This window comes from Uliginosibacterium sp. 31-12, assembly GCF_030548425.1.
GTDB classification, from domain to species: Bacteria; Pseudomonadota; Gammaproteobacteria; order Burkholderiales; family Rhodocyclaceae; genus Uliginosibacterium; species Uliginosibacterium aquaticum.
Genome location: NZ_JAUOOA010000002.1, coordinates 200,664 through 217,771, shown reverse-complemented (window position 1 = coordinate 217,771; position 17,108 = coordinate 200,664). Strand labels below are relative to the sequence as shown.

18 protein-coding genes are annotated in these 17,108 nt (G+C 62.8%); 10 read left to right on the top strand and 8 right to left on the bottom strand.

Annotated features, from left to right (window positions below):
* Window positions 1–10 precede the first annotated feature (10 nt).
* Window positions 11–1,837 (bottom strand): DNA mismatch repair endonuclease MutL, encoded by a 1,827-nt coding sequence (gene mutL / locus Q3Y64_RS06225; RefSeq protein ID WP_101941396.1) that lies wholly within the window; start codon window positions 1,835–1,837, stop codon window positions 11–13.
* Between the two features lie 129 nt (window positions 1,838–1,966).
* A complete protein-coding gene (locus Q3Y64_RS06220; RefSeq protein ID WP_101941395.1) occupies window positions 1,967–2,827 on the bottom strand; it encodes an HDOD domain-containing protein in 861 nt (286 codons plus the stop codon).
* Between the two features lie 216 nt (window positions 2,828–3,043).
* Here Q3Y64_RS06220 and Q3Y64_RS06215 point away from each other — a divergent pair, with 216 nt between their 5' ends.
* The 4 genes from Q3Y64_RS06215 to Q3Y64_RS06200 all read left to right on the top strand — a co-directional run bounded on the left by Q3Y64_RS06215 (window position 3,044) and on the right by Q3Y64_RS06200 (window position 6,784).
* Window positions 3,044–4,072 (top strand): acryloyl-CoA reductase, encoded by a 1,029-nt coding sequence (locus tag Q3Y64_RS06215; protein WP_303560494.1) that lies wholly within the window; start codon window positions 3,044–3,046, stop codon window positions 4,070–4,072.
* Window positions 4,069–5,211, top strand: coding sequence for a response regulator (locus Q3Y64_RS06210; protein ID WP_101941394.1), 1,143 nt, complete (start codon window positions 4,069–4,071; stop codon window positions 5,209–5,211). Before Q3Y64_RS06215 ends, Q3Y64_RS06210 begins: the two co-directional genes overlap by 4 nt.
* Before the next feature lie 117 nt (window positions 5,212–5,328).
* Window positions 5,329–6,009, top strand: a complete 681-nt coding sequence (locus Q3Y64_RS06205) for an FHA domain-containing protein (RefSeq protein WP_303560493.1) — start codon at window positions 5,329–5,331, stop codon at window positions 6,007–6,009.
* Between the two features lie 7 nt (window positions 6,010–6,016).
* Window positions 6,017–6,784: a PP2C family serine/threonine-protein phosphatase gene (locus Q3Y64_RS06200; protein ID WP_303560492.1), complete on the top strand. Its 768-nt coding sequence runs from the start codon at window positions 6,017–6,019 to the stop codon at window positions 6,782–6,784.
* Window positions 6,785–6,788: 4 nt separating this feature from the next.
* Here Q3Y64_RS06200 and Q3Y64_RS06195 read toward each other — a convergent pair whose 3' ends face one another.
* Entirely contained in the window at window positions 6,789–8,291 is a 1,503-nt protein-coding gene (locus Q3Y64_RS06195; protein ID WP_303560491.1) for a serine/threonine-protein kinase, read from the bottom strand.
* Window positions 8,292–8,445: 154 nt separating this feature from the next.
* On the opposite strand from Q3Y64_RS06195, the gene yaaA reads away from it, so the two are divergent.
* From yaaA to Q3Y64_RS06175, 4 genes are all read left to right on the top strand, one after another.
* The gene (gene yaaA, locus Q3Y64_RS06190) at window positions 8,446–9,222 is read left to right on the top strand and encodes a peroxide stress protein YaaA (RefSeq protein ID WP_303560490.1); all 777 of its coding nucleotides are present in this window, start codon (window positions 8,446–8,448) and stop codon (window positions 9,220–9,222) included.
* The gene (locus Q3Y64_RS06185) at window positions 9,222–9,674 is read left to right on the top strand and encodes a hypothetical protein (protein WP_101941390.1); all 453 of its coding nucleotides are present in this window, start codon (window positions 9,222–9,224) and stop codon (window positions 9,672–9,674) included. Before yaaA ends, Q3Y64_RS06185 begins: the two co-directional genes overlap by 1 nt.
* A 33-nt stretch (window positions 9,675–9,707) precedes the next feature.
* The gene (locus tag Q3Y64_RS06180; RefSeq protein WP_303560489.1) at window positions 9,708–10,835 is read left to right on the top strand and encodes a M14-type cytosolic carboxypeptidase; all 1,128 of its coding nucleotides are present in this window, start codon (window positions 9,708–9,710) and stop codon (window positions 10,833–10,835) included.
* Window positions 10,836–10,977: 142 nt separating this feature from the next.
* A complete protein-coding gene (locus tag Q3Y64_RS06175; RefSeq protein WP_303560488.1) occupies window positions 10,978–11,727 on the top strand; it encodes a carbonic anhydrase in 750 nt (249 codons plus the stop codon).
* Window positions 11,728–11,790: 63 nt separating this feature from the next.
* On the opposite strand, the gene Q3Y64_RS06170 is transcribed toward Q3Y64_RS06175, so the two are convergent.
* The 5 genes from Q3Y64_RS06170 to radC form a co-directional block, all read right to left on the bottom strand.
* A complete protein-coding gene (locus Q3Y64_RS06170; protein WP_303560487.1) occupies window positions 11,791–13,029 on the bottom strand; it encodes a DUF1015 domain-containing protein in 1,239 nt (412 codons plus the stop codon).
* A 30-nt stretch (window positions 13,030–13,059) separates the two neighbouring features.
* A complete protein-coding gene (locus Q3Y64_RS06165; RefSeq protein WP_101941386.1) occupies window positions 13,060–14,133 on the bottom strand; it encodes a 3-deoxy-7-phosphoheptulonate synthase in 1,074 nt (357 codons plus the stop codon).
* Between the two features lie 108 nt (window positions 14,134–14,241).
* Window positions 14,242–14,409: a 50S ribosomal protein L33 gene (gene rpmG / locus Q3Y64_RS06160; RefSeq protein WP_101941385.1), complete on the bottom strand. Its 168-nt coding sequence runs from the start codon at window positions 14,407–14,409 to the stop codon at window positions 14,242–14,244.
* Between the two features lie 37 nt (window positions 14,410–14,446).
* A complete protein-coding gene (gene rpmB / locus Q3Y64_RS06155; RefSeq protein WP_101941384.1) occupies window positions 14,447–14,683 on the bottom strand; it encodes a 50S ribosomal protein L28 in 237 nt (78 codons plus the stop codon).
* Between the two features lie 89 nt (window positions 14,684–14,772).
* Entirely contained in the window at window positions 14,773–15,450 is a 678-nt protein-coding gene (gene radC / locus Q3Y64_RS06150) for a DNA repair protein RadC (RefSeq protein ID WP_101941383.1), read from the bottom strand.
* Between the two features lie 57 nt (window positions 15,451–15,507).
* Here radC and coaBC point away from each other — a divergent pair, with 57 nt between their 5' ends.
* Window positions 15,508–16,695, top strand: coding sequence for a bifunctional phosphopantothenoylcysteine decarboxylase/phosphopantothenate--cysteine ligase CoaBC (gene coaBC, locus Q3Y64_RS06145; protein ID WP_303560486.1), 1,188 nt, complete (start codon window positions 15,508–15,510; stop codon window positions 16,693–16,695).
* A gap of 1 nt (window position 16,696) precedes the next feature.
* On the top strand, window positions 16,697–17,089 hold the full coding sequence (locus tag Q3Y64_RS06140) for a tautomerase family protein (RefSeq protein WP_303560485.1): 393 nt from the start codon (window positions 16,697–16,699) through the stop codon (window positions 17,087–17,089).
* Window positions 17,090–17,108 lie beyond the last annotated feature (19 nt).

Sequence of the window (17,108 nt, the reverse complement as noted above, 5' to 3'; positions counted from 1 at the left end):
TGGCGTCGGTTTATTGCCCGCGCATGAAGAGCTTGTCGAGATCATTCATGCTCAGCTGGGTCCAGGTCGGGCGGCCGTGGTTGCACTGATCGGCGCGCTCGGTGGCTTCCATGTCGCGCAAGAGTGCGTTCATCTCGGGCAGGGTCAGCTGGCGGTTGGCGCGCACCGCGCCGTGGCAGGCCATGGTCGCGAGCAGTTCGTTGCGCCGTGCGGCGATCACCTCCGAGGCCGGGAAGTCGCGCAGCTCGGCGAGCAGGGCTCTCAAGAGTTCGCTCACGTTGGCGCGCCCGAGCAGCGCCGGCACGCTACGTACGGCGAGCTCGTTCGGCCCGGCGGCGGCGACGTCAAAGCCCATGCGATTGAGGATGTCGGCCTGCTCCTCGGCGGTGGCGAGCTCGATCTTGCTGGCGTTGAATACGGCCGGAATCAATAGGCGCTGCACACCGGGGGCGCCATCGAGCACATGCTTCAACTGCTCGTAGAGAATGCGTTCGTGGGCGGCATGCATGTCCACCAGCACCAGGCCGTGGGCATTCTGTGCCAGCACGTAGACGCCATGGATCTGGCCGACGGCATAGCCGAGCGGGGCCGAGCTTGCGCTACCGGCGTCGGCAGCGGGCAGGTTCGGCATCTGCGGGGCAAGGCGTTCGAGGATGGCCGGATTGAAGCTGGCCCCGCCATTCGGACGCTCGAAGCTGGCCGGGCGGAAGCCCTCGCTGCGGGCGGGTTCTGCGCGGGTCTGCCAGGCCGAGAGGTTTTGCGGCAGGCTTGGCTCTTCGACGCCGAGACGAGCCTGTTCAGTGGGGCCGCTGTAGGGTGCGAGGGGCGCTGAAGGTTCTTGCGCCAGGCTGGCGGACTGCACCGGCACGGCCAGCGAGCGCGACAGACCATGGAAAACGAACTGGTGAATCGCGCGGCCTTCACGGAAACGCACCTCGGTCTTGGCCGGGTGCACATTCACATCCACTCCGGCTGGATCCATGTCGAGGAACAGCACGAAGGCCGGATGCCGTGCGCCGTGGAGGATGTCGGCATAGGCCTCGCGCAGGGCATGCTGGATCAGCTTGTCGCGCACGAAACGGCCGTTCACGTAGAAGAATTGGGCGTCGCGGTTGGCGCGTGCATAGGCCGGCAGAGCGGCGAAACCGTAAAGGCGCAGCGGGCCGCTGTCCACTTCGACGCGGCGGCAGTTGGCCATGAAGTCGTCGCCCAGAATCTCGCGCACTCGTCGCTCGGCATCACCCGCCGCGAGGCGCAGGGAGACCCGGCCGTTGTGGGCCAATTGGAAGCCGACATCCGGCCGGGCCAGCGCCACGCGGCGGAACACATCGTCGCAGTGGCCGAACTCTGTGGACTCGGACTTGAGGAATTTTCGCCGCGCCGGGGTGTTGTAGTAGAGGTCTTCCACCTCGATCACCGTGCCGCCATTCAGGGCTGCTGGCGCTGGCTCACGTTCGCGCTCGGTGACGCGCCAGGCGTGCGCAGCGCCGGTGGCGCGGCTGATGATCTTGGTGCGGGCGACGGACGCGATGGCTGCCAGCGCTTCGCCGCGAAAACCCATGGTGCCCACGGCCTCCAGGTCTTCGAGCGAAGCAATCTTGCTGGTGGCGTGGCGCTCCAGTGCCAGGGCCAGGTCGTCCTTGTCGATGCCGCAGCCGTCATCGGTGATGCGTAGTTGCTTCACGCCACCCTGGGCCAGCGCTACCTCAATCGCCCGGCTGCCTGCGTCCAGACTGTTTTCCATCAGCTCCTTGAGCACTGAGGCCGGGCGTTCGACGACCTCGCCGGCGGCGATCTGGTTGATCAGGACTTCGGGGAGTTTGTGGATGGCAGGCATGCGGCGGCAACTACGGCGGGGAAGCCGGCATTATCCCGAAAATCGGGCATGGAGAGTGGTGAGGCGGGCAGGCGGGGGCGTTTCAAGCGCCGCTGCCGGCGCATGCTTTCGTTCGCTTCCTGTAGCCCTTTACTCTGCCGCGATCTCTCCGGCCAGCACGGGCGCCCACATTTCCTCCGGGGCTCCCACGCGCTGCATCACGGCGCTGCGCTTGATATGCAGCAGCTCGGCCAGCGCGGTGTAGTCGTCGGGCAGGGCTGGATCGTTCCAGCCGTTGGCGGCATGGCGGGCGAGGTCGCAGGCCAGCAGCACGGTACGCACGCGTGGATTCTGAGCGTTCTCGTCGCTCATCAGGGTGATCAGCAGATCGGGCAGGTGCCAGGCCTGGACCAGGGCTTCCTGCAGATCCTGAATGCTCACGCCCAGCACGGCTTGCTGCGCCACCACACTGCGCAGGCCCGGCTGATCCTTCTTCATCTGCTCGATCTGCTGCATGCAGACTGGCGCAAAGCACCAGAACAGGATTTCGGCTGCTTCGTGCAGCAGGGCCGCCACGGTGACTTCGTCTACATCGATGTCGTGGCGCAGCAGGGCGAAATCGCGGGCCCAGTGCGCCGCGTGCTGCGCCCGGCTGACTACATGCAGCAAGCCCACCAGGCCCTTGGGATGGCTGGCGAGATAGGCCTCCACGGTCGGCAGCTTGCCGAACTTGTCGAAGAAGGGCGAGATGCCCATCATCATGATGGCGCGATCGATGGTGGTGATGTCGTGGTTCTGCTTGCGATGGCGATGGGTTTCCAGATACACCAGCACGCGCAGGGCCAGCATCGGGTCTCGCAGCACTTCAGAGGCCAGCGAGCGGCCGCTGATGCGATCTTCGTTACTGTGCAACTCGCCCAGCGCACGCATGCTTCGCCTCAGTACCGGGAGTTCGTGGCTGCTGAAGTAAGCGATATAGCTGTCAACGGAATCGAGAGGTTTGGCGAGCATGGTTCTTCATAGCAAGGGAATGCCCCCTGTTCTACGGCAGGGGGTGAGCAGATCTTTAGCTTTATCAATTGTTTGCCGTTGGTCGTAGATCTTTCGGCGTATGCCGGAATTGCTGCGCCGCGGAAGGCCTCGGCGCCGTAAAAGCGGATTAGCATTGCGGCCGGACAAAGCCTGGCCTCACACTTGCGCTGTTTCCTTTACGAGAGCTTGTTACCGGTGACTTTTTTTCGCGCCTTCTGCATCGAACGCTCTGCGCCTGCGACCCGTGAGGCATTGTGCGGACGCTTTCTGAGCCTGGATGAAACGGCGCTGGATGCGGGCGATGTATTGATCCGTGTGGAGTGCTCTTCGGTCAATTTCAAGGATGCGCTGGCCGCGACGGGTAGCGGCAAGGTGGTGCGCCGTTTCCCCTGCGTCGGTGGCATCGATCTGGCCGGCACCGTGTTGCGCAGTGCGGCGCCCCGGTTTGCGCCGGGCGAGAAAGTGATTGCTACCGGCTACGAACTGGGGGTGGCGCATCATGGCGGTTACGCCGAGCGCGCCTTGCTGCCCGGGGGCTGGTTGTTGCCGCTGCCGGCGTCCCTGTCTTCGCAGGAATCGATGGCCATCGGCACCGCCGGACTGACCGCAGCGATGGCTATCACTCGGATGGAAGAGAATGGCCTCAAGCCTGAGCGCGGCCCGGTACTGGTGACCGGTGCTTCCGGCGGTGTTGGCTCTCTCGCCATCGACATGCTGGCCGGGCGGGGCTACGAGGTAGTGGCCCTCACCGCCAAGGCAGAGCAGGCCGAATGGTTGCGCAGCCTGGGCGCTAGCCGGGTGATGTTGCGCAGCGAACTGCCGCTGGATGCGTTCAAGCCGCTGGACAAGGGAATCTGGGCCGGCGTGATCGACAATCTGGGGGGCGCGACGCTGGCCTGGGCGCTCTCCACCAGCAAACCCACTGGTGTGGTGGCAGGTATCGGGCTAGCAGCCGACAGCCATCTGAGCGCTTCGATGATGCCCTTCGTCCTGCGCGGCGTCAGTTTATTGGGCATCGATTCGGTCTATGCTGGATTCAGTGTGCGCGAACGCGCATGGGCGCGGCTGGCCGCTGATCTGCGGCCGCGCCATCTTGCCTCGATCATGCGGATAATCCCTTTCGAAGCTTTGCCGCAAGTGTTTGGTGAATTCATTGCAGCCCGCGCCACGGGCCGCACCGTGGTGCAGATTGCCCGCAGTGGCGAAACAGAGGACATGACATGAGTGAAGTGGTTGCGCAGTTGCCGCGTGTGCTGATCGTGGATGATTCGCGCATGGTGCGCGCCTCGCTGATCAAGCAGATCCGCGACAAGTTCGATGTGCGCGAAGAGGTCGATGGCGAAGCGGGCTGGCAGACCCTGCTGCTCGACCCGACCATCGAGGTCGTGATCTCCGACATCGGCATGCCTCGCCTCGACGGTTTCGGCCTGCTGTCGCGCATCCGGGGCTCGCGTCTGTCGCGCGTGAATACCCTGCCGGTGCTGATCATCTCGGGTGAAGACGAGAACGAAGCACGCATGAAGGCCCAGGCCATGGGTGCCACTGACTTCATTACCAAGGGCACGCCGCGCGTCGAGCTGGTCGCCCGCATCGAAGCCCTCGTCAAACTGGCCCAGACCCGCCGCGAGCTCGAAGAGAGCCGCGAGCAACTGGTGCGCCGCAACCGTGGCGATGTGTCGGTGATGGTCATCCAGGTCGATGGCTACGACAAACTGTGCGAGAGCTACGGTCACAGCGTCGGCCAGCTGGTGCATCGCAAGCTTTCCAAACTGCTGTCGGCCAAGGTGCGCAAGGAAGACACGATCGCCCACCTCGCCGAAGGTCAGTTTGCGGTGATCTCGCCATCTGCTGATCTGGATGCCTGTGGCGCCTTCGCCCTGCGATTGCGTCGGGCCATCGACACCATCGTGATGACCTACAAGGAGCACCGTATCCGCATCAGCCTGACCATCGGGCTGGCCAGCGCGCACGGCGATCCCAATCTGTCGCTGGAAGAACTGCTTCAGCTTGCCGCAGCCCGCGTGGCTGACGGCTGTTTGCTGGGGGGCAACCGTGTAGTGTCCGAGTCCGGCGAGGTCACGCCGGACAATATCGGCCGTTTCAGCCGCCTAGCCGTCAGCGTTGATCATGCCCTGACCCAGATCCGCACCGGTAGCAAGGAAGAGGCCCGTAAGCGCCTGCGCGAGCTGGTGCAGACTGTGATGCCGCTGCTGGAGCTGATGGAGGATGATTTCCGGATTTCGCTGAACCTGCTGACGCTGGCAGAGAAGGCCCAGATCACCTCGCTGGAAATGCACACCGCCACATCCACCTCCAGCCTGGTGACCAGCACGGCGACCAACATGACCCAGTGGAGAGGCTGAGCGCTGGATTTACCCGCGCGCATGCTGTCTGCCCGCATCGGCCCTTGAAGCAGCGGGTGCGCCTGTGCTGCAATGAGGGGGTACGGCTGCGGCCGGCCATGACCACAGGAGAGCAGCGTGCTGCGCATTGCCGTACAGAGCCATGATGGCGCCCCTCCTGGATGCCCGCAGTGCGCCGAATTCGGCCCTGAGGGGGGCAGCATCGGTCGCGAGGAAGGTAATACCCTCCTGCTGGAAGACCCGGGCAAGCACCTCTCGCGCATCCAGGCCCGCATCAAGTGGCTAGGTGGCGAATACTTCCTTGTCGATCAGGGGGGTAATCCCAGTTGCATCAATGGCCGCAAGCTCGGTAAAGGCAAGGTCGTCACCCTTCATGAAGGGGATCTGATCGGCATGGGGGGCTGGGCCTTGCTGGTCGAGCACATCGGTGCCGATCGTCAGGTGCGCCCGAGGCTTGTGTCTGCCCCGCGGCCGCCCGTGGCGGCTCCGGTAGTGGCTGACGCTGAGGCGGTGAGTGAAACCCTGGAATTTGATTTCGAGCTCAGCACTCGTATGAGCCCTCCGGCTGGCAGCCCCCATGCCTTGCTTGAGGCCTTCATCCGCGGTCTGGGCATGCAGGGTCTGCGCCTGCCGGCTGAGCTGGACGAGCTGCGGGCCGAGCGCCTCGGCGAACAATTGCGCCTGTTGCTCGGTGAGCAGCAGGCAGTACCGGCCGAAGCCCTGCATACCTTGTTGGGCGTGGCCCTGCAGCGGCAGCCGGATGAGATCGCTGCGCCGTCGGGCGAGCGGCCCTGCTGACCCCGCCATGCTTGCCCTTTACAGCGCCGAGCAGAGCCATATCGGAGCGCGCCGTCGCAATGAAGACGCATGCGGCCAGGTTCGGGTTGGCGAGTGTGTCTGCCTGTGTGTGTCTGACGGGGCGGGCGGCCATGGCGGCGGCGATGTTGCGGCCAGGATCGTGGTTGAAACCGTGCTGGGCATGTTCGAGGCTTCGCCTGGAGTGAGCTCTGCGGTGGCCGCTCGTCTGATTGAGGCGGCGCACGGCGCGGTACTGGTCGCCAAGCAGGATCATGTGGATGACATGCACGCCACCTGCGCGTTGTTGCTGATTGATCTTGAGCGGCGCGAGGCCGTGTGGGCCCATGCTGGAGACAGCCGGGTGTATTTCTTCCGTGCTGGTGAGGTCGTGTTTCAGACCCGCGATCACAGTCTGGTGCAGACCATGATTGATGCCGGTTATGGCGGCCTGGAGCTGACCCGTACCCATCCGCAGCGCAGCCTGCTTACCTCAGCCATCGGCAATCTGGAAGGGATCGAAGTGAGTGTGTCGGGCGAGGTTTTACCCCTGCACGCTGGCGATTGTTTCTTGGTCTGCTCCGATGGCTGGTGGGAGCATGTTCATGAGACGCAGATGGTGACGACTCTGGCCGAGGCGGCGAGCATGCCGGACTGGTTGGAGCGCATGGCTCGGGTGGTCAGTGCCGATCCTGCGCCGCGCCATGACAACTACACGGCGATTGCGGTTCGCCTGCAGGACGCCGCCGGGCGCAGCCTCCACTCGCTTGAGCCCTGAGGGCTCAGCGCAGCATCTTGTCCAGATCGCGATTGAGCTGGCGCATGTAATCGCGCTCTGCCTGGCTGCGCTCGGTATCGCCAGAGGCGTTCGCGCTGCGGGCTCTGGACTTGGTTATGGCGGAGCGGGTCGAGGCCGAGCTGGCAGCCGCGGCGGTTGGCGCGACAGGGGCTGACTCTGTTTCGAGCACAGTCGCAGCACTGGCGGGCACTGGCGCGGGCGGCGCTGACTGCTCGATGGGGGCTGACTCCTGGTCCCCGGGCTCACTGGCCGTTGCGGTAAAAAGTGGTGCTGGCGCACTGGCCGGCGTTTCCGGTTCGCTTTGGGTGACGATGGGGGCTGCCGGTAGCGGGGGCCTTACGCGTGTGAAATGCCAGCCGGCAGCGCTGGCCAGTGTCAGCCCAGCGGCCACCAATACGATTATCAGGCGGCTCTGCGGCCGAGCGGACGGGCGGGGGCGTTGCTCGTCCTGATCCACGCGAATGGCCGCTGCCTGGGGCGTTGGAGGCGTGGTGCGCGCCTGTGCCAGTGGTGTGGCCGGCGGGCTGGCCGGAGCACTGCCGGCCATGCCGATCAAGGCGCGCATGGCGGCAACGGAAGGCGGGCGGTCCTCGGCCTTCACCGCCAGGCAGGCATCAATGCCGCGCAGAAAGGTGTGGCTGTAGCGCCCCGCGGCAAGCTGACTCAGGGGCTCGTAACTGTCCTGCACGATGCGGCTGACTGAAGGTGGTGGCAGCTTGTGCAGGATGGCGTAATAGACCACGGCGGCAAGCGCATAGAGATCGGTCCATGGCCCCTGTTTCATGCCGGGCATTTCGGCGTATTGCTCGATCGGCGCGTAGCCCGGCTTGAGGATCACGGTGAGGGCCTGGGTCATATCGCTGATCACGCGGCGGGCGGCGCCGAAGTCCAGCAACACCGGGCGGCCATCGCGCAGGATCATAATGTTGTCCGGTGCGATATCGCGGTGAAAACATTGCTCGGCGTGAATCAGCTCCAGCGCTTCCATGACCGGCGCCAGTAGGCGTTTGAGCGTCGCTTCGTCTGGTGGCGCATCAAGGCTGGCGAGCACATCACGCAAGGTGCGGCCGTCGTAGTAAGGCATGGCCATGTAGGCCGTGCCGTTGGCTTCCCAGAAGCGATATACCTTGACCAGTGCCGGGTGATCGAAGCGGGCCAACAGGCGCGCTTCATTCACGAAGCTGCGCAGGCCGATGGCAAAGGTTTCGTGATGTCGCTCGCTGCGCACCACCACGGCGGCATCGCTGCCACGCGAAGCCAGCGAGGCTGGCATGTACTCCTTGAGCGCCACCTTGCGTTCCAGCGAGTGATCCTGCGCCAGATAGACGATGCCGAAGCCACCCTCACCGACCAGCCCGATGATTTCGAATTCACCCATGCGGGTGCCGATCGGCAGCGCGTTGTGGGCCGTGTCGCGGCGCTGCACGCTGGCGTTGACGGTCTGATTGAGGACGATGGTCTCGTTGTCGGGCGGAGTCTCGGCCACGTTCGGTTTTCCGTGCAGGGCGGGTGGGCGGTTTGCCTGCAGTGTATGCCAGGGCGGGGGCGAACACACGACCCGCGGACGGGAGGGCCGGCTTTGCGCCCTCGCCGGATTTGGCCGATCATTGCAGCCCGTACCCCGTTTCCGCCGTGCTCCGATGCTGATCGTCGTCTCCCCTGCCAAGTCCCTTGATTTCCAGAGCCCTCTGCCTGTTGCCGACTTCACCCAGCCAGCCTTTCTCGACCAGAGCGCGCAACTGATTGACCTCCTGCGCGAGAAGAGTCCGGCCGAGATCGCGAAGCTGATGACGCTTTCCGATCCCCTCGCGACCCTGAATTTCACCCGCTACGCCGAATGGGCGAGACCCTTCACGGCGCAGAACGCGCGGCAGGCGATGTTCGCCTTCAATGGCGATGTATATGAGGGGCTGGATGCTTACAGTTTCACACCCGCGCAGATCGCGTTTGCGCAGAAGCATTTCCGCATGCTCTCCGGCCTGTATGGGCTGCTGCGCCCGCTGGATCTGATGCAGGCCTATCGCCTGGAAATGGGCACCCGGCTCGCCAATCCTGCCGGCAAGGATCTGTATGCGTTCTGGGGAGATACGATCACCACTGCTTTGAATGCGGAGCTGGCGCGGCAGGGCGGTAAGCCTGTATTGCTGAACCTGGCTTCAGAGGAATACTTCAGGTCGGTGCGCCCGAAGCAGCTGGCTGCGCGAGTGATCACACCTGTGTTTGAAGAGCGCAAAGGCGCCGGTTACAAAATCGTCAGCTTCTACGCTAAGCGCGCGCGCGGGCTGATGAGCCGCTTTGCCATCGTCAATGCCCTGACGGATCCGGACGCGCTTAAGCAGTTTGATGCGGAAGGCTATGTCTTCACGCCTGCGGCATCAGACGCGGATCGCTGGGTGTTCCGGCGTGAAGCGGCTTGATGCTTCGCCATCTTTTCTACCGCGGCGTCCTGTTTGTATGGACTCTGTCGGTAGCTACAGTCGCTTGGGGTGTGCCTTGCACGGGGGTGGATCGCGGCCTTACGGTTACCCGCAGGCAGAGTCTTGCCCCGATCATTTCGAAGCATCTCCAGCCAGAATTTGGTGGTTTGGCGGACGGAGGTATCCGTTTGGCTCCGGAGGATATTCTGCAGTCCTTCCGGGGTGGTCGCTGGCATATCATTTATGTCAATAGTGGGGTTAGCGACGAGCCCTTCCTGTTTTATCGTGATGACCCCCTGCGGAGTTCGTCCTATTTTCTTCTTTGGTCGGGAGCCGCCGCGCAGGACGAAGGTCCTGCTATCCGGCGCTGGCTGCAGGCTGCCATGCCCGGGATGCCGCAGCGGCTCGCTGTTTGTTTTGCATGGCATGTTACGCAGGCGCGTGACATGTGATTTCTTGAGTGCATCCATCCGAATAGTTCTGCCATGAGCCTCCATATCAGTTCCTGTTTCGACAGCGGCAACATTGAAGTACTTGATGCTGCCAATCCCGCCGATATCCGTCTGGCCATTCGCCCCGATGCGGGCGGCCAGTTCCTGCAGTGGTTCCACTTCCGCCTGCACGGTGTGCGTGGAGTGCCGCTGCGATTGGTCATCGAAAATGCCGGTGCATGCAGTTATGCCGATGGCTGGCATGGTTACCAGTGTGCTGCGAGTTATGACCGTGCGGACTGGTTCCGCATTGCCGACACACGCTATGACGGAGAGCTGCTGACCATCGAATTCACACCGCAGCATGACACTGTGTGGCTCGCTTATTTCGAGCCCTATTCACAGGAGCGCCGGCTGGATTTTCTAGGGCGTTGCTCAGCTTCGCCGCTGGTGCAGCTCGAATGTATCGGCACCAGTCTGCACGGACGCGACCTGGATCTGCTGCACATCGGAACGGGGCCCAGAAGCGTGTGGCTGCAGGCGCGCCAGCATCCGGGCGAGAGCATGGCAGAGTGGTTCATGGAGGGGTTCATCAGCCGCCTGCTTGATCCAGCCGATCCGGTGGCGCGCGAGCTGCGCAGCCGGGCGTGCTTCCATCTGATTCCGAATATCAACCCGGATGGCAGCGCATTGGGGCATTTGCGCAGCAATGCGGCCGGAGTGAACCTGAATCGTGAGTGGCATGCGCCGACGCTTGAGCGCAGCCCGGAGGTATGGCATGCGCAGCGTGCGATGAAGAAGCGTGGAGCGGATCTTTTTCTCGATATTCACGGTGACGAGACCCTGCCTTATGTTTTCATCGATGGCAGTCACATGGTGCCGGGCTATGGGGCACGCAATCTGGAGTTGCAGTCGGCTTTCCTGGCGGATCTAAAGCGCGTGAGCCCGGATTTTCAGACTGAGCATGGTTACTCCGACGACCGCTTTACCGACGAGATGATGACGTTGTGCTCGAAGTGGGCCGCAGCCACTTTCGGTTGCGTCGCCCTGACGCTGGAAATGCCATTCAAGGACAATGCCAATGCGCCGGACTCTCGCACCGGCTGGAATGGCGCACGTAGTCAGCGTCTCGGTGCCGCTTTCCTGAACCCGGTGCTGGAGCATCTCCGGGGGCTGGGCTGAACGGCCAATCCGGTAGTCTGAATATCCGCTGCGTTCCGGATTTGATCCTGCGCCTTGATTTTGCGCTGCAGCAAGACCAGCATTCAAGCCCCCGCTGGCAACGGGTGTTGCCGGCACAGGTAGTGTTTTGAAAAGGAAGCTGATGATGAAAAAAGCTTGGATCAAGTCTGCCAGCGCGCTGGCAATGCTGCTGTCTGCACCGCTCTGCATGGCGGCTGAAGCTGTGCATTGGGCCTATGACGGTGAGGCGGCTCCCGCTCACTGGGGCGAGCTGGCGCCCGAGTTTGCGGCCTGTGGTGCAGGCAAGAACCAGTCGCCGGTGAACGTGAGCGGCGAGCTGAAAGCGGCTTTGCCGAAACTGCGCTTCAGCTATACAACAGCCGTCACCGAGGTGCTCAACAACGGTCATACGATCCAGGCCAATTTTGCGCCGGGCAGCACGCTTCGCCTCGGCGATCACAGCTTCGAGCTCAAGCAGGTACATTTTCATGCCCCCAGCGAAAACACCATTCACGGCAAGCAGTTTCCGCTTGAGGGTCACCTCGTCCATCAGGGCCAGGACGGCAGGCTTGCCGTAGTAGCCGTGATGTTCAAACCGGGCAAGGCACAGAGCGGACTGGCGCGGATCTGGCAGCAGATGCCGGAGGCTGCAAATACCAAGCAGGCCTTTGATGGCAAGCTGCTCGCAGGGGAGCTGCTGCCGCGCAAACGCGATTACTACTACTTCAGCGGCTCGCTGACGACGCCACCGTGCAGCGAAGGCGTGTCATGGATCGTGCTGAAGCAGGCGGTGGAAAGCTCGGATGAGCAGGTGAACCACTTCTCGCATGTCATGCATCACCCGAACAACCGTCCAGTGCAGCCGCTCAACTCACGCATCGTGATCAACTGAGGCGAATGCTGCCCATGAAAAAAGCCGACCTGCGGGTCGGCTTTTTTGCGTCTGTTGCGTGTTTCAGTCGATTGCGTGTGAGGCCATGCCATCGGCCAGCTTCGGTTCGAACCAGGTCGACTTCGGCGGCATCACCTGACCTGCGTCTGCGACTGACATCAGGTCGTTCATAGTGGTGGCACACATCGCGAAGGCTACGGCCATCTCGCCGCTATTGACGCGCTTTTCGAGCTCAGGCAGGCCACGGATGCCGCCGACGAAATCGATGCGCTTGTCACGGCGCAGATCGGCGATACCCAGGATCGGGGTCAGAATGTGGGCGGTGAGCAGGCTCACGTCCAGGCGCTCGACCGGATCGGCAGGGATCAGTTCGGGTTTCACCTTGAGCTGGTACCACTGGCCGGCCAGATACATACCGACTTCCCCGTGTGCTGCCGGCTTCACCGGCGCGGTAGAAGGCGTCACGCTGTAGGTGGCTGCGATCTTCGCCAGCAACTCGTCCTTCGAGAGGCCGTTCAGATCGCAGACGACGCGGTTGTAATCCATGATCTTCAGCGCATGGGCCGGGAAAATCACGGAGAGGAAGTAGTTGTAGGGCTCGTCCCCAGTGTGATGCGGGTTGGCTGAACGACGCGAGGCAGCGACGCGCGAGGCGGCTGCCGAGCGGTGGTGACCATCGGCAATGTAGAGCGCGGGCAGGGCATCGAAGCTCTTGTTCAGTTGCGTGATGGTCGCGTCATCACGTACCACCCACAGGGTGTGGCGGATGCCGTCATCGGCGGTGGCGTCAGCATCCGGCGTGCCGGCGATGGTGGCCGTCAGCACGGCGTCAATGGCGGGGGCGTCCGGATAGGCTAGGAAGACTGGGCCAGTCTGGGCGTTGAGGGCCTCGATCTGGCGCACGCGATCGTCTTCCTTGTCCGGACGGGTGAATTCATGGCGCTTGATGCGGCCATTGTCGTATTCGATCACCGAGGCTGCGGCGACGATGCCGGTCTGCACATGGCTGCCCATGATGATGCGATAGACGTAGTAGCAGGCCTTGTCGTCGCGGGTGATGACGCCGGCGTCGAGCAGCTTCTGCATGTTTTCGGCTGCCTTGGCATACACCGCGGGCGAGTAGATGTCGGTGCCGGCAGGCAGGTCGATCTCCGGCTTTGAAATGTGCAGGAAGCTCCACGGCTTGCCGGCGGCGCGCTCGATGGCCTCAGACGACGAGAGTACGTCGTAGGGCGGGGCGATGATCTCGGCGGCACGGCCGGCGGCCGGACGAAGGGCCTTGAAGGGGGTGACCAGACTCATGGTTCTGCCTTTTTCAGGAAAGAGAGGGGATCAGGATTGGCGCTGGGCGACCGTGTCACGCAGCGCAGTGCGGGCTTCACGTAGCATCTGTGCGGTGGTATCCCAGGCGACACAGCCGTCGGTGACCGAGCAGCCGTAGCGGAGTTCTGCGAGGTTCTTCGGAATCGACTGGTTGCCCGCTTCGATGAAACTTTCGATCATCACGCCGACGATGGATTGGTTGCCGGCCCGGATTTGACCAACCACGTCCTTCATCACCAGCGGCTGCAATTCAGGCTTTTTCCATGAGTTGGCGTGCGAACAGTCGATCACGATGTTGGCCGGCAGCTTGGCCTTGGCCATGGCCTGTTCGGCCAGCGACACGGAGACCGTGTCGTAATTCGGGCGACCACCGCCGCCACGCAGCACGACGTGGCTGTAGCGGTTGCCGCGGGTGCGCACGATGCAGGTTTCGCCTGCGTCATTCACGCCGAGGAAACTGTGCGGCTGCGAGGCCGACAGGCAGCCATTCACGGCGGCGTCGAGCGAGCCATCGGTACCATTCTTGAAGCCTACCGGCGAGGAAAGACCGGAAGCGATCTCGCGGTGCGTCTGTGACTCAGTGGTACGGGCGCCGATGGCGGCCCAGGAGAGCAGGTCGCCGTAGTACTGCGGGGCGATTGGGTCCAGTGTCTCGGAGGCTGCAGGCAGGCCCAGTTCGGCGATGTCGAGCAGGAACTTGCGGCCACGCTCCATGCCTTCCTCAATGTGGAAGGAGTCGTCCATGCGCGGATCGTTGATGAAACCTTTCCAGCCCACGGTGGTGCGCGGCTTTTCGAAATACACCCGCATCACCACGCAGAGCGTGTCGGCCACTTCGTCGGCCAGCGCCTTGAGGCGACGGGCATAGTCCAGACCGGCGACCGGATCATGGATCGAGCAGGGGCCCACGATTACCATTGGGCGCGGATCTTTGCGATCCAGAATGGCCTTGATGGTGGCACGCCCTGATTCGACCGAAGCCGCTGCGGCATCGGAGAGCGGCACACGGGCCTTGATCTCGCCCGGCGAGGGCATGTGATCGAAGGAGACGACGTTCAGATTTTCAGTAGACGCGTGAGTCATTTCGGAGAGCCTGTATCGAAACGCAAAAGCCCGCAGGAGCGGGCTTTCGGGTACAGCAGGTCGGAACCAGCCAGAGTGCGAGGGTGCGGGCCGCGCCGCACACAGCGCTTACTTGAGCTTGGTTTCCTTGTAAATCACGTGCTTGCGAACCACCGGGTCGTACTTGCTGAATTCCAGCTTGCCCGGGGTGGTGCGCTTGTTCTTGTTGGTGGTGTAGAAGTGGCCGGTACCCGCAGTGGATTCCAGTTTGATCTTTTCGCGACCGCCTTTAGCCATTTTTAATCTCCGCTATTTCTATGAGTCGTGGTGGCGATCAGAACTTCTCGCCGCGAGCACGCAGCTCGGACAGCACGACGTCGATGCCCTTCTTGTCGATGGTGCGCAGACCGGCGTTCGAGACGCGCAGGCTGACCCAGCGGTTTTCTGCTTCGACCCAGAAGCGGCGATTCTGCAGGTTCGGCAGGAAACGACGCTTGGTCTTGATGTTGGAGTGGGAAACATTGTTTCCGACCATCGGGCCCTTGCCCGTAACTTGACAAACTCGAGACATATCTCGCTCCGGTAACTGGTTCCGTAAAGCACGCGAGTATAGCCTGAAAATCAGGCAGAGCTCAAGCCCACGCGCTGGAAAGACCGCAACTATAACAGGCCACGCTCGGCAAAGGAAAGCGGCGTTGCGTTTCCGGCCACGATGAAGTGATCCAGTACTCGCACATCTACCAGTGCTAGAGCCTGTTTCAGAGCATTGGTCAGCAACTCGTCGGCACGGCTGGCTTCCATGACGCCAGAAGGATGGTTGTGCGCCAGGATGACGGCGGCGGCATTGTGAGCCAGCGCGAGTTTAACGACTTCACGTGGGTATACGGAGGTTTGCGTCAGGGTTCCCCGGAAAAGTTCGCGCGCTTCGATGAGCTGATTCTGGGCATCGAGCAGCAGCACCATGAAGACCTCGTGAGGCAGGTGGGCGAGTTTCAGACGCAGCCAGTCACGCACTGTGCCGGGCGAGCCGAGTACATCACGGCTGCGCAAGGTTTCGTTTAGCGCGCGCCGTGCCATTTCCAGAACGGCCTGCAATTGGGCGAATTTTGCTTCGCCCATGCCGTGGAAGGCCTTGAACTCGGGCAGCGGGGCATTGAACAGGCGGCTCAGACTGCCGAAATGGGCGATCAGATCACGGGCCAGATCCACCGCGCTCTTGCCGCGCACTCCCACGCGCAGGAAGATCGCCAGCAGTTCGGCATCGGACAGTGCGGCCGCCCCGTGGCCCAGCAGGCGTTCGCGCGGGCGTTCTTCTTCGGGCCAGTCAGTGATTGCCATGGTGCTTGCGGGATAGAATTGCGGACTGCGGGATTCTTACCTTTTCGGAACTTGGGCATGACTGAACTCTCGGGCAAGACCATCGTGCTGGGCGTTTCCGGCGGTATCGCTGCCTACAAGGCAGCTGAGCTGACCCGGCTGCTGATCAAGGCCGGCGCGCGAGTGCATGTGGTAATGACGGAAAACGGCGCGCGCTTCGTGACGCCAACCACTTTTCAGGCGCTGTCAGGCAATCCGGTGTGGACTGACCCCTGGGACGATCGCCGCGCTAACAACATGAGCCATATTGATCTGACGCGCTCGGCCGATGCTCTGCTGATCGCGCCGGCCACGGCCAATACGCTGGCGAAGATCGCCAACGGGCTGGCGGATGATCTGTTGTCGACGCTGGCTCTGGCGCGCGCCTGCCCCTTGCTGGTGGCGCCAGCCATGAATCGCCAGATGTGGGGCAATCCGGCCACGCAACGCAATGTGAATCAGTTGCGCGCCGATGGCGTCGGCATCATCGGTCCGGATGCCGGCGAGCAGGCTTGCGGTGAGGTGGGTGAAGGGCGCATGACTGAGCCTGAAACCATTGTTGAAGCTCTGATTAGCGCCCTGCAGGCCAAGCCGCTAGCCGGCCAGACAGTGCTGATGACGGCCGGGCCGACTTACGAGCCGATCGATCCGGTGCGCGGCATCACCAATATCTCCTCCGGCAAGATGGGCTATGCGCTGGCGCGTGCGCTGGCGCTTGCGGGAGCGAAGGTGCAGCTGATCAGTGGTCCGGTGGCCTTGCCGGTGCCGTATGGGGTGGAGCGCATCGATGTGCAGACCGCGCGTGAAATGCATCAGGCCGTGATGCAGCGCGTCGGGCAGGCGCGGATCTTCATCGGCGTGGCGGCAGTGGCAGATTTTCGCCCCCTGGATGTGGCTGCCGACAAGATTAAGAAGACGGGTGATGGCCTGACCCTCAACCTCACCCGCAATCCGGACATCCTGGCCGAGGTGGCCTCGTTGCCGGCCGCCCCATTCTGTGTCGGCTTTGCGGCTGAGAGCCAGAATTTGGACACCTACGCCAGTGGCAAACTCCAGGCCAAACGCCTGCAGCTGGTGGTGGGCAATCTGGTGCAGGATGGCATGGGCGGCGACACCAATCAGGTGGTGCTGTTTGACGCAGCCGGCTCGCACCCCTTGCCGCGTGCCAGCAAGACTGAGGTGGCTACCGGTATCGTGGCGCATCTGGCGAAGATGCTGGAAGCCTGAGATGCCTGTGGTGTTGATAGAGATTCGTCGCGAATGCACTGCGGCTGAAGAAACGGCTCTGATGGATGCGGTACACGCCGCCATTGTTTCAGCGCTGAAAATCCCGGCTGGCGACCGAATCGTGCGTCTGCAGGCACATCCGCCGCATCGCTTTGCCTGCCCGCCCGGCAAAGCCCGGCCTGACTTGTTCACCCTGATCAGCATCGATCTGTTTTCTGGCCGCTCGCTGGAGGCCAAGCGCACTCTGTATGCGACGATAGCCGCCAAGCTGGGCGAGCTGGGTATTCCTGCTGATCACATTCTGGTGCGGCTGCGCGATATTCCCCGTGAAAACTGGGGAGTGCGCGGCCTGCCGGCTTCTGAAATCGATCTCGGCTTCAAGGTCGAGGTTTAATCCTCTTATTTTCCGGAAA

Excerpts from the sequence above, each read along its gene's own strand:
- mutL (WP_101941396.1), bottom strand. The coding sequence starts at position 1,837 with ATGCCTGCCATCCACAAACTCCCCGAAGTCCTGATCAACCAGATCGCC.
- Q3Y64_RS06220 (WP_101941395.1), bottom strand. The coding sequence starts at position 2,827 with ATGCTCGCCAAACCTCTCGATTCCGTTGACAGCTATATCGCTTACTTC.
- Q3Y64_RS06210 (WP_101941394.1), top strand. The coding sequence starts at position 4,069 with ATGAGTGAAGTGGTTGCGCAGTTGCCGCGTGTGCTGATCGTGGATGAT.
- Q3Y64_RS06200 (WP_303560492.1), top strand. The coding sequence starts at position 6,017 with ATGCTTGCCCTTTACAGCGCCGAGCAGAGCCATATCGGAGCGCGCCGT.
- yaaA (WP_303560490.1), top strand. The coding sequence starts at position 8,446 with ATGCTGATCGTCGTCTCCCCTGCCAAGTCCCTTGATTTCCAGAGCCCT.
- Q3Y64_RS06185 (WP_101941390.1), top strand. The coding sequence starts at position 9,222 with ATGCTTCGCCATCTTTTCTACCGCGGCGTCCTGTTTGTATGGACTCTG.
- Q3Y64_RS06180 (WP_303560489.1), top strand. The coding sequence starts at position 9,708 with ATGAGCCTCCATATCAGTTCCTGTTTCGACAGCGGCAACATTGAAGTA.
- Q3Y64_RS06175 (WP_303560488.1), top strand. The coding sequence starts at position 10,978 with ATGATGAAAAAAGCTTGGATCAAGTCTGCCAGCGCGCTGGCAATGCTG.
- Q3Y64_RS06170 (WP_303560487.1), bottom strand. The coding sequence starts at position 13,029 with ATGAGTCTGGTCACCCCCTTCAAGGCCCTTCGTCCGGCCGCCGGCCGT.
- Q3Y64_RS06165 (WP_101941386.1), bottom strand. The coding sequence starts at position 14,133 with ATGACTCACGCGTCTACTGAAAATCTGAACGTCGTCTCCTTCGATCAC.
- rpmG (WP_101941385.1), bottom strand. The coding sequence starts at position 14,409 with ATGGCTAAAGGCGGTCGCGAAAAGATCAAACTGGAATCCACTGCGGGT.
- rpmB (WP_101941384.1), bottom strand. The coding sequence starts at position 14,683 with ATGTCTCGAGTTTGTCAAGTTACGGGCAAGGGCCCGATGGTCGGAAAC.
- radC (WP_101941383.1), bottom strand. The coding sequence starts at position 15,450 with ATGGCAATCACTGACTGGCCCGAAGAAGAACGCCCGCGCGAACGCCTG.
- coaBC (WP_303560486.1), top strand. The coding sequence starts at position 15,508 with ATGACTGAACTCTCGGGCAAGACCATCGTGCTGGGCGTTTCCGGCGGT.
- Q3Y64_RS06140 (WP_303560485.1), top strand. The coding sequence starts at position 16,697 with ATGCCTGTGGTGTTGATAGAGATTCGTCGCGAATGCACTGCGGCTGAA.